We start from the raw sequence: 13,760 nt of genomic DNA on the forward strand, positions 1-13,760 counted from the left end.
TTCCCTGTTCAATCTGCCGTAGGAGCGTGATGACCATGCAGCATCCAGCACGTACCGAACTCTGGGCCATCATGCGGCTGGCGGGGCCGTTGATTGCCTCGCAGTTGGCGCACATGTTGATGGTCCTCACCGACACCCTGATGATGGCGCGCCTGAGTCCCGAGGCGCTGGCCGGCGGCGGTCTGGGCGCGGCGACCTATTCGTTCGTGTCGATTTTCTGCATTGGCGTGATTGCGGCGGTCGGCACGTTGGTGGCGATCCTCCAAGGCGCTGGCGATATCGTCGGCGCGGCGCGGCTGACGCAGGCCGGGTTGTGGCTGGCGTGGCTGATGGCGTTGGTGGCCGGGTTGCTGCTGTGGAACCTGAAACCGGTGCTGCTGCTGTTTGGCCAGACCGAAACCAATGTTCAGGCCGCCGGGCAATTCCTGCTGATCCTGCCGTTCGCCCTCCCCGGCTACCTGAGTTTCATGGCCCTGCGCGGGTTCACCAGCGCGATTGGCCGGGCGACACCGGTGATGGTGATCAGCCTGTGCGGCACGGTGGCCAACTTCGTCCTCAACTATGCGTTGATCACCGGCATGTTCGGCTTGCCGAAAATGGGTCTGGTCGGCATTGGCCTGGTGACGGCAATTGTTGCCAACCTGATGGCCGTGGCGCTGGCGCTGCACATTCGCCGGCACCCGGCTTACGACGCTTATCCGTTGCGTCAGGGCCTGTCGCGGCCGAACCGGCAGTACCTCAAAGAACTCTGGCGCCTGGGGTTGCCGATTGGCGGCACCTACGCGGTGGAAGTCGGTTTGTTCGCGTTCGCCGCGCTGTGCATGGGCACCATGGGCAGCACGCAATTGGCCGCGCATCAGATTGCGCTGCAGATTGTTTCGGTGGCGTTCATGGTGCCGGCGGGGCTTTCGTATGCGATCACCATGCGCATCGGCAAGCATTACGGCGCCGGGCAATTGCTCGATGCGCGGCTGGCGGGTCGGGTCGGGATCGTGTTCGGCGGCGCCTCGATGCTCGCGTTTGCGATGGTCTTCTGGTTGTTGCCGAATCAGTTGATCGGGCTGTTTCTCGACCACAACGACCCGGCATTCCGGCCGGTGATTGATCTGGCGGTGAGCCTGCTGGCGGTAGCGGCGTGGTTTGAGTTATTCGACGGTACGCAGACGATTGCCATGGGCTGCATCCGTGGGCTCAAAGATGCCAAGACGACCTTTCTGGTGGGTTTGGGCTGCTACTGGCTGATCGGCGCACCGGCCGCGTGGCTGATGGCGTTCAATCTGAACTGGGGGCCGACGGGCGTCTGGTGGGGCCTGGCGCTGGGCCTGGCGTGCGCGGCGGTGAGTTTGACCTTGGCGTTTGAGTGGAAGATGAAACGGATGATCCGGCGCGAGCCTGCGGTGCAGCAGCGTTTCGAAGTTCCTCAGCCAGAGTGAGATCCCGTGTAGGAGCGAGGCTTGCCCGCGAAGGCTTCGTGTCAGTTAACAAAGATGTCGACTGATACGACGCCTTCGCGGGCAAGCCTCGCTCCTACAGGGGATTTTGCGTTAGCTCATCACTTCTATGGCGGTCTGCTGGCTGCTGCCGAACGTCAGGTATTCGACCAATTCCGCCAGCGGCAGCGGTCGGCTGATCAAATACCCTTGCACCTGATCGCAACCGAACCCGCGCAGCAAATCCAGCTGTGCCGGGGTTTCCACGCCTTCGGCCACCACTTCCAGATTGAGGTTGTGCGCCAGGTTGATCATCGCGTGCACCAGTTTGCGATTCTCTTCGCGTTGCTCCATGCCGCCGACGAAGCTCTTGTCGATCTTCAGCAAGGTGATCGGCAGGCTGTTGAGGTGCACAAACGACGAGAACCCGGTGCCGAAGTCATCCAGTGAGAAGCGCACGCCCAAACGGCCCAGCGCGTCCATGGTTTGCTTGACCAGATCGCTGCGGCGCATCACCGCGGTTTCGGTCAGTTCGAATTCCAGCCATTGCGCCTCGACGCCACGCTCGGTGATCAAGCGACTCAGCGTCGAAAGCAACTGACTGTCCTGAAACTGGCGGAACGACAAGTTGATCGCCATGTGCAGCGCCGGCAGACCGCGTTCGCGCAACGCCTGCATGTCACGCAGCGCCCGGGAAATGACCCAGTAACCCAGCGGCACAATCAAACCGCTCTGCTCGGCCAGCGGCACGAACTCGCTCGGCGGCAGCAAACCGCGTTCGGCGTGGCGCCAGCGCACCAAGGCTTCGAGGCCGACGATCTGCCCGTCTTCGAGGTTCAGGCGTGGCTGGTAATGCAGCTCCAGCTCATCGCGGCGCAAGGCCCGGCGCAGTTCGCTTTCGAGGTCGGCGATGCTCCGGGCATTGCGGTTGATGCGTTCGTTGAAGATATGAAAGGTGCAGCCCTGGGTGCTTTTCGCTTGCTGCATGGCGATGTGCGCGTGCCACATCAGCGGGTCGGCGCCGGCCTGCGCGCGGGCGTGGGCGATGCCCAGGCTGGAGCCGATCAACAGGCTTTCGCCGTCAACCCAATACGGCTCGGCCAGTGCTTCGGTGATGCGTTCAGCCATCCATTCGGCGCGTTGCGGTGCGCGGCGGGTGTCGATCAGCAAGGCAAATTCGTCGCTGCCGAGGCGCGCCAGTTGATCGCCGACCTCCAGCTGACTTTTCAGCCGCGAGACCACTTGCAGGATCAAGCGGTCGCCGGCCTGATGGCCGAGGGCGTCGTTGGCATGGCGAAAGTTGTCGAGGTCGAGGTGGCCGAGCGCGAGGCCGCGCCCGTCGTTTTCCGCCAGGCGCGCGGCGAGCAAGGTCTGGAACCCCTGGCGATTGGCGATGCCGGTCAGCGGATCTTGCTCGGCGAGGCGTTGCAGGGTGTTTTCGAGTACGCCGCGCTCGCGCACATGGCGCAGGCAGCGGCGCAGCATGCCGGGGTCGAGCACGTCGCGCACCAGCCAGTCACTGACACCGTCGGGCGGCGCCGACGGTTCGTGTTCGAGCAACAACACGGTCGGCAGGTTGCAGCGCCCGGGCGCCGGCTGCAGTGCCGGGATCGTCAACAGCACCGCGCTGCGGTTGTCATCGAACAGACTGCTGACCGACTCCCAGCTCGGCGCGCTGATCAGCACTGCCGAGCTCCCCATCGGAGCCAGACACTCGCGCAACAACGCTGTCCACGCTGGCTCTTCGGCCAGTAGCAGCAAACGCAAGGGTTCGACAGGCGTAGACAAGCTAGCTCCCTAGACTCTGCAATAGATGTAGGCGGCAGCATTATGCCGCGCACAAAACCAATGACCAACTGACCTGAGTGTGCAAACGCGGCTTTGTCGCTGGAATACGAACATTAGCCGCAAATTCCCTGCGCATCCTGCGTGAAAGTAACAAAACCGGCAAATGGAGATCGCGTGCTGCGTCACAAGTCGGACAGAGCAGCACAATTCGCTGAGCCTGTTAAAATGCCGGCCCATTTCGCAAATGACTCCCTGATTCCGTATGTCCCGACTCAATCCCCGGCAGCAAGAAGCCGTGAACTACGTCGGCGGCCCTCTATTGGTGCTCGCCGGTGCAGGCTCCGGCAAGACCAGCGTGATCACCCGCAAGATCGCGCACTTGATCCAGAACTGTGGCATCCGCGCCCAGTACATCGTCGCCATGACCTTCACCAACAAGGCAGCGCGCGAGATGAAGGAACGGGTCGGCACCCTGCTCAAGGGCGGCGAAGGCCGTGGCTTGACCGTGTGCACCTTCCACAACCTGGGCCTGAACATCATCCGCAAGGAACACGTGCGGCTGGGCTACAAACCGGGCTTCTCGATCTTCGACGAGACCGACGTCAAAGCCCTGATGACCGACATCATGCAAAAGGAATACGCGGGCGACGACGGCGTCGACGAGATCAAGAACATGATCGGCTCGTGGAAAAACGACCTGATCCTGCCGCCCGAAGCCCTGGAAAACGCGCGCAATCCCAAGGAACAGACCGCCGCCATCGTCTACACCCACTATCAGCGCACGCTCAAGGCGTTCAACGCGGTGGACTTCGACGACCTGATCCTGCTGCCGGTAAAACTGTTCCAGGAACACGCCGACATCCTCGAAAAGTGGCAGAACAAAGTTCGTTACCTGTTGGTGGACGAATATCAGGACACCAACGCCAGCCAGTATTTGCTGGTGAAGTTGCTGATCGGCACGCGTAACCAGTTCACCGTGGTCGGCGACGACGACCAGTCGATCTACGCCTGGCGCGGCGCGCGCCCGGAAAACCTGATGTTGCTCAAGGACGATTACCCATCGCTGAAAGTGGTGATGCTGGAGCAGAACTATCGCTCCACCAGCCGCATCCTGCGGTGCGCCAACGTGCTGATCTCGAACAACCCGCACGAGTTTGAAAAACAACTGTGGAGCGAGATGGGCCACGGCGACGAGATCCGCGTGATCCGCTGCCGCAACGAAGACGCCGAAGCCGAGCGCGTCGCCGTCGAGTTGCTGACCCTGCACTTGCGCACCGACCGGCCGTACAGCGATTTCGCGATTCTGTACCGCGGTAACTATCAGGCCAAACTGATCGAGCTGAAGCTGCAGCACCACCAGATTCCGTATCGTTTGTCCGGCGGCAACAGCTTCTTCGGCCGCCAGGAAGTGAAAGACCTGATGGCCTATTTCCGCCTGATTGTGAACCCGGACGACGACAACGCCTTCCTGCGCGTGATCAACGTGCCGCGCCGCGAGATCGGTTCGACGACCCTGGAAAAACTCGGCAACTACGCCACCGAGCGAAAAATCTCGATGTACGCCGCGACCGACGAAATCGGTCTGGGCGAGCATCTGGACACGCGCTTCACCGATCGCCTGTCGCGCTTCAAGCGCTTCATGGACAAGGTCCGCGAGCAATGCGCCGGCGAAGACCCGATCTCGGCGCTGCGCAGCATGGTCATGGACATCGACTACGAGAACTGGCTGCGCACCAACAGCTCCAGCGACAAGGCTGCCGATTACCGCATGGGTAACGTCTGGTTCCTGATCGAGGCGTTGAAAAACACCTTGGAGAAGGACGAAGAAGGCGAGATGACCGTCGAGGATGCAATCGGCAAACTGGTTTTGCGCGACATGCTCGAACGTCAGCAGGAAGAAGAGGACGGCGCCGAAGGTGTGCAGATGATGACGTTGCACGCCTCCAAAGGCCTGGAATTCCCCTACGTGTTCATCATGGGCATGGAAGAGGAAATCCTCCCGCACCGTTCCAGCATCGAAGCCGACACCATCGAAGAAGAACGCCGCTTGGCCTACGTCGGGATTACCCGCGCGCGGCAGACGCTGGCCTTCACCTTCGCCGCCAAGCGCAAGCAGTACGGCGAGATCATCGATTGCGCGCCGAGCCGCTTCCTCGATGAGCTGCCGCCGGACGACCTGGCCTGGGAAGGCAACGACGACACCCCCGTCGAAGTGAAAGCCGTTCGCGGCAATACCGCTTTGGCAGACATACGCGCGATGTTAAAGCGCTAGAATCGACTACTTTTTAATCAGCCCTGGACGCACAGGCGTCCTTAGAGGAAAGCTTCATGGAAGCACTGCACAAGAAAATCCGCGAAGAAGGCATCGTGCTTTCCGACCAGGTCCTGAAGGTTGACGCCTTTTTGAACCACCAGATCGACCCGGCCCTGATGAAGCTGATCGGCGACGAATTCGCCACGCTGTTCAAGGATTCGGGGATCACCAAGATCGTCACCATCGAAGCCTCGGGCATCGCCCCGGCGATCATGACCGGTCTGAACCTCGGCGTGCCGGTGATTTTCGCCCGCAAGCAACAGTCGCTGACCCTGACTGAAAACCTGCTGTCGGCGACCGTTTACTCGTTCACCAAGAAGACCGAAAGCACCGTGGCGATTTCCCCGCGCCACCTGACCAGCAGCGACCGCGTGCTGATCATCGATGACTTCCTGGCCAACGGTAAGGCGTCGCAAGCGCTGATTTCGATCATCAAACAGGCGGGCGCCACCGTCGCCGGTTTGGGGATCGTGATCGAGAAATCGTTCCAGGGCGGCCGCGCGGAACTGGATGCGCAGGGTTATCGCGTTGAATCGCTGGCCCGCGTGCAATCGCTGAAGGATGGCGTAGTCACCTTCATCGACTAACCCTGTAGGAGCAAAGCTTGCTCGCGATGCAGGCGATGCGGTGTTCCAGATGAACCGGGTATCGCTCTTCGCGGGCAAGCCTCGCTCCTACAGGTCATACGCGACCGCAAATAACGCGCGAATCCTGTAGGAGCGAGGCTTGCCCGCGAAGGCGTCCTCACTGTTGCGCGGTGGCTTTCAGGCCGGTGAGCAGCAGTCGCTGAAACAAGTCTTCTTTCAGCCCTTCCGGCTTCTCCAGCTGCATGCGCTGCAGATGCTCGGGGTATTGCGTCGCCTCGGGCGCATCCAGCGCAGCCTTGCCCAATTCCAGAATCTCGGTGAGTTTGAACTTGCTCTTCAGCCAGTTCAACGCGCGCAATACATCGCGCTCGACCTCAGTGAAATCGCAGCCCAGCGGATACTCCGGAAACAGGTTCGGGTGCCGCGCCTGAATCGTCTGCAAACGCTGCGGATGGTTATCGGCAAAACGCGGATCCATGCGGAAATTCTTCGGCAACTTGCCGACCGCTTGCGCCTGTTCGATCAGCCCCGGCTGAAAGCGTGAATCGCTGACATTCAACAACGCCTCGATCACCGCCGCATCGGTCTTGCCGCGCAAATCGGCGATGCCATATTCGGTGACGACGATGTCGCGCAAGTGCCGTGGAATCGTGCAATGCCCGTATTCCCAGACAATATTCGAACTGACCTCGCCGCCCGACTCGCGCCAACTGCGCAGGATCAGCACCGAACGCGCGCCTTCCAGCGCATGCCCCTGCGCGACAAAGTTGTATTGCCCGCCGACACCGCTGAGCACGCGCCCGTCTTCCAGTTGGTCGGCGACGCCGGCGCCGAGCAAGGTCATGGTGAACACGGTGTTGATGAACCGCGCGTCCAGACGCTGCAAACGCTTGAGCTCTTCCTGACCGTAGAGCTCGTTGATGTAGCTGATACGGGTCATGTTGAATTCGAGGCGTTTTTCCTGCGGCAACTCGCGCAGGCGCTCATAAAAACTGCGCGGGCCGAGGAAGAACCCGCCGTGCACCGAGATGCCATCGGGTTGCGCGGCTTCGTCGAGGGTGCCGTCGTTCGCCTGTTGCTGGGTCGGCACGTCCGGGTAGACCTTGCGCCGGATGATCCCGGCGTCGGCCAGCACCAGCAGGCCGTTGACGAACATTTCGCTGCAACCGTAAAGGCCTTTGGCGAACGCATCGGTGCCGCCCTCGCGCTCGATCAACTGCGCCCACTGGCTGAGGTTCAAATCGGCGAGCAAGGCTTTGTAACCGGCGTTATCGGCCTGACGCGCAAGCAACGCGGCGGTCAGCGCATCGCCCATCGAGCCGATGCCGATTTGCAGCGTGCCGCCATCGCGCACCAGCGTGCTGGCGTGCAGGCCGATGAAGTGATCCTGAAAACCCACCGGCATGTTCGGCGTCGAGAACAGCGTGCTGCTGTCCTTGGCGTCGATCAGCAGATCGAAGGCGTCCATGCCGACTTCCGCATCGCCCGGCATGTAGGGCAAATCGTTGTGTACCTGGCCGACCACGAGGATGGTTTCCCCGGCATCGCGGCGCTTGGCGATCATCGGCAACAGGTCGAGGGTGATGTCCGGGTTGCAACTCAGGCTCAGGCGATCCGGATGCTCGGGATGGCTGGCGACCATCTGCGCCACCAGATTCAAACCGGCGCCATTGATGTCGCGGGCGGCGTGGCTGTAATTGCTGCTGACGTAATCCTGCTGGGCCTGCGCGCTGTTCAGCAGGCTGCCGGGCTGCATGAAAAATTGCTGGACCTGGATGTTCGGCGGCAGGTCGTCACGTTGCAGGTCGGCGAGGAAATCCAGCTCCGGGTAATCACCGAACACGCGCTCCACGAACGGTTCGATGAAGCGCTTCTGCAAGCCATCGCCCAGCGCCGGTCGGCCCAGGCACAGCGCGGTGTAGACCGTCAGCCGCCGCTCGGGCAATTGCGCGATGCGTTGGTACAGCGCGTTGACGAAGTGGTTGGGTTTGCCCAACCCCAGCGGCAGGCCCATGTGAATGTGCGCCGGCAACCGCGCCAGCACCTCATCGACCGCCTGCTCGATAGAACACAGCTGCACCATCGGATCCTCCCTTGAATTGCGTGAATGGGGGTTGGACCGAGCTTGCCGGGGAATTGCTGCAATGAACAGTCTCAGCCGCCAAATCATGCAAGCACTGAGGCCCTCTGTGGGAGCGAGCTTTCTCGCGAAGAGGCCGTGTCAGGCGCCAGCAAAGTTGCCTGACCCAGCGCTTTGAACAGAATCGCAGGCACAAAAAAGCCGCTGGTGAGCGGCTTTTTCGTGACAGATGCGGGCGTGTTACAGGCCGGACATCTCTTTGATTGCGCCTTTGAGCTCGTCATCGGAGCAATCGGCGCAGGTGCCTTTTGGCGGCATCGCGTTGATGCCGGTAATGGCTTTGGCCAGGATGCCGTCGAGGCCGCCCTGGTGATCGGCGCGTTCTTTCCAGGCCGCTGTGTCACCGATTTTCGGTGCGCCCAACAGGCCAGTGCCGTGGCAAGCATTGCAATGTTTTGCAATAACATCTTTCGGCGTTTTGGCGCCGCCGCCACCGGCCGCAACGGCCACTTCCATCCCTTTGCACTCTTGACCCGTTACACAGACCTGGCCGACAGGCGCAAGGCGTTTGGCAATGTCATCGGTAGTCGCAGCTTGTGCGCTGACAGCCCATAGGGCCAGTACGGTTGCTGGTGCAGCCAGCATTTTCATAATTAGGTTCACGCGTTCACCCTCAATGGTGGCTATTCACGCCCGCGGCCACGGTTCGCAGGCGGGCGCAAGTATAACGGCAAGCCCGCCACACTGAAACAACCCCAAAGTCGAAGGGGTCTTGTTGTGTGGGGTAAAACCCTTCGGGCGCCTTCGCGATGCTGGCCGGGCGCCTCTTCTGTCAGAAATTCGCTGGAGTGGCTGCGCTGATTAGTCGCGCCGGCGCATCGAACGGATTCCGGAAACGGTGCGGCTTGGTACTTTCAAAGTAGTAGCTGTCGCCGGCTTCGAGCACAAAAGTTTCGCCGCCGACCACCAGTTCCAGCCGACCTTCGACCAGAATCCCGGTTTCCTCGCCCTCATGCGTAAGCATTTCGTCGCCGGTATCGGCGCCCGGCGGGTAAATTTCATTGAGGAACGCGATGGCCCGGCTCGGGTGGGCCCGGCCGACCAGTTTCATGGTCACGGCGCCATCGGAAATATCGATCAGCTCGTTAGCTTTGTAGACGATCTGAGTCGGTTTTTCCTGCAGGATTTCTTCGGAAAAGAACTCGACCATGGACATGGGAATCCCGCCCAACACTTTGCGCAGCGAGCTGATCGAGGGGCTGACGCTGTTTTTCTCGATCATCGAAATGGTGCTGTTGGTGACACCCGCGCGTTTGGCGAGCTCACGCTGCGAAAGACCTTTGAGCTTACGGATGGATTGCAGTCGTTCACCGACGTCCAATGCTGGAGCCTCCAGGGATTCAGGTTGTAGAAAATTTGAGCGTTATCATGGCGACAGCGTTCAGTATTTACAACACTTTGGCCTGAATCCTGTTCAGCGAGGCGACTTCCGGCGCGGCCTGTTTTGCCTCAAGCCCCGGAATAGAGCAGCGGCACCCGGCGCAGGTTGCAGAAGATCTGATAAGGAATCGTGTCGGCGGCCAACGCCACTTCGCTGGCCAGCACGTTTTTGCCCCACAACTCGACGGTCGACCCAAGGCCGGCGTGCGGCACATCGGTCAAATCGATGCAGAGCATGTCCATCGACACCCGCCCGAGCAGTTGGCTGCGCTGGCCGGCGACCATTACCGGCGTGCCGGTCGGTGCATGGCGCGGGTAACCGTCGGCATAACCCATGGCGACCACACCGATACGCATCGGCTTCTGCGTGATGAATCTCGCGCCGTAGCCCACCGGCTCGCCGGCCGGCAGTTCACGCACGCAGATCACTTTTGATTCGAGGGTCATCACCGGTTGCAGGCGCGAGGCCACGGCGTTGGCTTCTTCGAACGGCGTGGCGCCGTAGAGCATGATCCCCGGGCGCACCCAATCGCTGGGGATCTGCGGCCAACCGAGCACGGCTGGCGAGTTGCGCAGGCTGACCTCAGCGGCCAAGCCCTGACGCGCCGCTTCAAACACCGTGACCTGCTCGGCGCTGGCCTGGGCGTGCAATTCATCGGCGCGGGCAAAGTGGCTCATCAAGACGATTTTCGCCACTTTGCCGCTGGCCAGCAGCCGTTGATAAGCCGTCTGGTAGTCCTTGGGATGCAAACCGACCCGGTGCATGCCCGAATCGAGCTTGAGCCACACCGTGATCGGTTTGCTCAGCGCCGCTTGCTCGATCGCTTCGAGTTGCCACAGCGAATGCACCACGCACCAGAAGTCGTGCTCGACGATCAGCGCCAACTCTTCAGCTTCAAAAAAGCCTTCGAGCAACAACACCGGCGCGCGAATCCCCGCCGCGCGCAGCTCCAGCGCCTCTTCAATGCACGCCACCGCAAAGCCGTCGGCCTCGGCTTCCAGCGCTTGGGCGCAACGCACCGCGCCGTGGCCGTAGGCATCAGCCTTGATCACCGCGAGGGCCTTGGCCCCCGCCGTGACTTCACGGGCGATTTGGTAGTTGTGACGCAGGGCTTGAAGGTCGATCAGGGCACGGGCAGGACGCATGGCGGCAGACTTCTAGGCGGTCATGGGAATAAAAACCGGCGCTGGCTGACGGCGTGAACCGCCAACAGCACCGGGAGAGGGATCGTTACAAGCGGTTAAGGCAGTGCGGCAACCACTGACAGCTCAACCAGAATTTCCGGTTCGCACAGCTTCGATTCGACGGTGGCACGGGCCGGGGCGACGCCTTTTGGCAGCCACTGGTCCCACACCGCGTTCATGCCGGCGAAATCTGCATCGATGTCTTTCAGGTAAATCGTCACCGACAGCAAATGGTTTTTGTCGGTGCCGGCCAGATCAAGCAAACGCTCGATGTTGCTCAGGGTTTCGCGGGTCTGCTGTTCAATTCCGGCGCTCAGGTCATCGCCAACCTGCCCAGCCAAGTACACCGTACCGTTGTGGGCGACGATCTGACTCATGCGTTCATTGGTGAGCTGGCGCTGGATTGCCATGTTTTGCGGACTCCTGGATTTTGCTGCCGTAACGGGAAATATCGAGGCCTTCGGCGCTGATCTGCGGGGTTTTCTTCGCCATCAAATCCGCCAGCAAACGCCCGGAACCACAGGCCATGGTCCAACCGAGCGTGCCGTGGCCAGTGTTCAGGAACAGGTTGCTGAACGGCGTCGCGCCAACGATCGGCGTGCCGTCCGGGGTGGTCGGGCGCAGGCCGGTCCAGAAACTCGCCTGGGCCAGATCGCCGCCCTGAGGATAAAGGTCGTTGACGATCATCTCCAGGGTTTCGCGCCGACGCGGGTTCAGCGACAGGTCAAAACCGGCGATCTCGGCCATGCCGCCAACGCGAATGCGGTTGTCGAAACGGGTGATCGCGACTTTGTAGGTCTCGTCGAGAATGGTCGAAGTCGGGGCCATCGCCGGGTTGGTGATCGGCACGGTCAGCGAGTAACCCTTGAGCGGGTAAACCGGCGCTTTGATGCCCAGCGGCTTGAGCAGTTGCGGCGAATAACTGCCGAGCGCGAGGACGTAGCGGTCAGCGGTTTCGAGCTTGCCGTCGATCCACACACCGTTGATGCGGTCGCCGGCGTAGTCGAGTTTCTGAATGTCTTGGTCGAAACGGAATTCCACGCCGAGTTTCACGGCCATTTCGGCCAGGCGCGTGGTGAAGATCTGGCAGTCGCCGGTCTGGTCGTTCGGCAGACGCAAGGCGCCGGCGAGGATATCGGTGACGCTGGCCAGCGCCGGTTCAACGCGAGCAATACCGGCGCGGTCGAGCAGTTCGAACGGCACCCCGGAAGCTTTCAGTACAGCAATGTCTTTGGCGGCGTTGTCGAGCTGCGCCTGGGTGCGGAACAGTTGCGTGGTCCCCAGGCTGCGGCCTTCGTAGGCGATGCCGGTTTCGGCGCGCAATTCGTCGAGGCAGTCGCGGCTGTACTCGGACAGACGGACCATGCGCTCCTTGTTTACCGCATAGCGGTTGGCGGTGCAGTTACGCAGCATTTGCGCCATCCACAGGTATTGGTCGATGTCGGCAGTGGCCTTGATCGCCAATGGCGCGTGGCGTTGCAGCAGCCATTTGATCGCTTTGAGCGGCACGCCCGGCGCGGCCCACGGCGAGGCGTAACCCGGCGAGACCTGCCCGGCGTTGGCGAAACTGGTCTCCATGGCAGCGGCCGGCTGCCGGTCCACGACCACCACTTCAAATCCGGCACGGGCCAGATAGTAAGCACTGGCGGTACCGATGACGCCGCTACCCAAGACCATAACGCGCATTTTTATTTCCCTCATCGCGGCGGACCGCTGACGTGTGTTGTGCAGATCAATGTGAGCAAACCGATGATGTGCGCAGTTTAAAAAAGATCAGCCAGTGCTTTTCACTATATAAGTGCCTATATTTGGCGACAATTCTCGGCAAAAACCCTTTTCACGGAGGCGCATCCCCTATGCGTACCAACACTCAGACCAAACGTGAGCTGGACAAGATCGACCGCAACATCCTGCGGATCCTGCAAGCGGACGGGCGCATTTCCTTTACCGAGCTGGGGGAAAAGGTCGGCCTCTCGACGACGCCGTGCACCGAGCGCGTGCGTCGGCTGGAACGCGAAGGGATCATCATGGGCTACAACGCCCGGCTCAATCCGCAGCATTTGAAGGGTAGCTTGCTGGTGTTCGTCGAGATCAGTCTCGACTACAAATCCGGCGACACTTTCGAAGAGTTCCGACGCGCGGTGCTGAAGCTGCCGCACGTGCTGGAGTGCCATCTAGTGTCAGGGGATTTCGACTATCTGGTGAAAGCGCGGATTTCCGAGATGGCGTCTTACCGCAAATTGCTCGGCGACATCCTGCTGAAACTGCCGCATGTGCGCGAATCGAAGAGCTATATCGTGATGGAAGAAGTCAAAGAGAGCCTGTGCCTGCCGATCCCGGATTGAGATCAAGTCGGCTGGGCGGACGCCATCGCGAGCAAGCAAGCTCCCACAAGGACAGCGCGGTACCTGTGGGAGCGAGCTTGCTCGCGATGGGATCGACCCGGTCAATCCGCAGGAACGCGACCGTTAGACCAACACCTGCCGCGTCGACGCCATGTACTCATGAATCTGCTTCTCCACCCGCGGATGGATCAGCTCCACCGGCCCGCGCCCGTTGGGGCATGGCAGGGTTTTGGTGGTGCCGAACAACCGGCAGATCAGCGGCCGCTCGTCGTACACGGTGCAGCCGTTTGGCCCCAGGTGTACGCAGTTCAGCTCATCCATCGCCGCGTCCTGCTCGGCGCGGGTCTTGCGCGGCAGGCGCGACATTTCTTCCGGCGAGGTGGTCACCGGGCCGCAGCAGTCATGGCAGCCAGGCACGCACTCGAACGAGGGGATCTGCTGGCGCAAGGTGCGAATTTTCTGACTGTTACAGCTCATCGAAGCGGTGACTCAAACGAAATAGAACGCGATTCTGACGCATAAGCTGCGATCCATACAGCCGCAACCGACCAATGTTGCCCGCGCCGGAAGGTCCGGCTTATCCTCCGTCGA

Annotated in this window: 12 protein-coding genes; 4 read left to right on the plus strand and 8 right to left on the minus strand. The window is 61.1% G+C overall.

The features are described from left to right. The first annotated feature begins 35 nt into the window (after positions 1 to 35). A complete protein-coding gene (locus BI292_RS14490; protein WP_101208272.1) occupies positions 36 to 1,433 on the plus strand; it encodes a NorM family multidrug efflux MATE transporter in 1,398 nt (465 codons plus the stop codon). Positions 1,434 to 1,544: 111 nt separating this feature from the next. On the opposite strand, the gene BI292_RS14495 is transcribed toward BI292_RS14490, so the two are convergent. Beyond that, a complete protein-coding gene (locus BI292_RS14495; RefSeq protein ID WP_092276244.1) occupies positions 1,545 to 3,218 on the minus strand; it encodes a bifunctional diguanylate cyclase/phosphodiesterase in 1,674 nt (557 codons plus the stop codon). A 262-nt stretch (positions 3,219 to 3,480) separates the two neighbouring features. On the opposite strand from BI292_RS14495, the gene rep reads away from it, so the two are divergent. Both rep and BI292_RS14505 read left to right on the plus strand, forming a co-directional pair. Then, positions 3,481 to 5,490, plus strand: coding sequence for a DNA helicase Rep (gene rep / locus BI292_RS14500; protein ID WP_092276241.1), 2,010 nt, complete (start codon positions 3,481 to 3,483; stop codon positions 5,488 to 5,490). Between the two features lie 56 nt (positions 5,491 to 5,546). Then, positions 5,547 to 6,119 carry a xanthine phosphoribosyltransferase gene (locus BI292_RS14505; RefSeq protein WP_101208251.1) on the plus strand — a complete coding sequence of 191 codons (573 nt, stop codon included), beginning with the start codon at positions 5,547 to 5,549 and terminating at the stop codon, positions 6,117 to 6,119. Positions 6,120 to 6,276: 157 nt separating this feature from the next. Here BI292_RS14505 and BI292_RS14510 read toward each other — a convergent pair whose 3' ends face one another. The 6 genes from BI292_RS14510 to dadA all read right to left on the minus strand — a co-directional run bounded on the left by BI292_RS14510 (position 6,277) and on the right by dadA (position 12,510). After that, entirely contained in the window at positions 6,277 to 8,202 is a 1,926-nt protein-coding gene (locus BI292_RS14510) for an acetyl-CoA hydrolase/transferase C-terminal domain-containing protein (protein ID WP_101208252.1), read from the minus strand. Positions 8,203 to 8,439: 237 nt separating this feature from the next. Beyond that, positions 8,440 to 8,850 carry a cytochrome c5 family protein gene (locus BI292_RS14515; protein WP_092276231.1) on the minus strand — a complete coding sequence of 137 codons (411 nt, stop codon included), beginning with the start codon at positions 8,848 to 8,850 and terminating at the stop codon, positions 8,440 to 8,442. 181 nt (positions 8,851 to 9,031) lie between these two features. Continuing rightward, positions 9,032 to 9,580 (minus strand): cupin domain-containing protein, encoded by a 549-nt coding sequence (locus BI292_RS14520; protein WP_092276228.1) that lies wholly within the window; start codon positions 9,578 to 9,580, stop codon positions 9,032 to 9,034. A 128-nt stretch (positions 9,581 to 9,708) separates the two neighbouring features. Next, a complete protein-coding gene (gene alr / locus BI292_RS14525) occupies positions 9,709 to 10,785 on the minus strand; it encodes an alanine racemase (protein WP_101208253.1) in 1,077 nt (358 codons plus the stop codon). Positions 10,786 to 10,880: 95 nt separating this feature from the next. Continuing rightward, positions 10,881 to 11,234, minus strand: coding sequence for a RidA family protein (locus BI292_RS14530; RefSeq protein ID WP_101208254.1), 354 nt, complete (start codon positions 11,232 to 11,234; stop codon positions 10,881 to 10,883). After that, on the minus strand, positions 11,206 to 12,510 hold the full coding sequence (gene dadA, locus BI292_RS14535; protein WP_092276220.1) for a D-amino acid dehydrogenase: 1,305 nt from the start codon (positions 12,508 to 12,510) through the stop codon (positions 11,206 to 11,208). The genes BI292_RS14530 and dadA overlap by 29 nt, the downstream gene beginning before the upstream one ends. A gap of 170 nt (positions 12,511 to 12,680) precedes the next feature. Here dadA and BI292_RS14540 point away from each other — a divergent pair, with 170 nt between their 5' ends. After that, positions 12,681 to 13,169, plus strand: coding sequence for an Lrp/AsnC ligand binding domain-containing protein (locus BI292_RS14540; RefSeq protein WP_010465173.1), 489 nt, complete (start codon positions 12,681 to 12,683; stop codon positions 13,167 to 13,169). A 123-nt stretch (positions 13,170 to 13,292) separates the two neighbouring features. Here BI292_RS14540 and BI292_RS14545 read toward each other — a convergent pair whose 3' ends face one another. After that, positions 13,293 to 13,646: a YkgJ family cysteine cluster protein gene (locus BI292_RS14545; protein ID WP_007947437.1), complete on the minus strand. Its 354-nt coding sequence runs from the start codon at positions 13,644 to 13,646 to the stop codon at positions 13,293 to 13,295. Between the last annotated feature and the right edge of the window lie 114 nt (positions 13,647 to 13,760).

The sequence above is a fragment of the Pseudomonas sp. 43NM1 genome (assembly GCF_002836905.1).
Classification (GTDB): Bacteria; Pseudomonadota; Gammaproteobacteria; order Pseudomonadales; family Pseudomonadaceae; genus Aquipseudomonas; species Aquipseudomonas prosekii.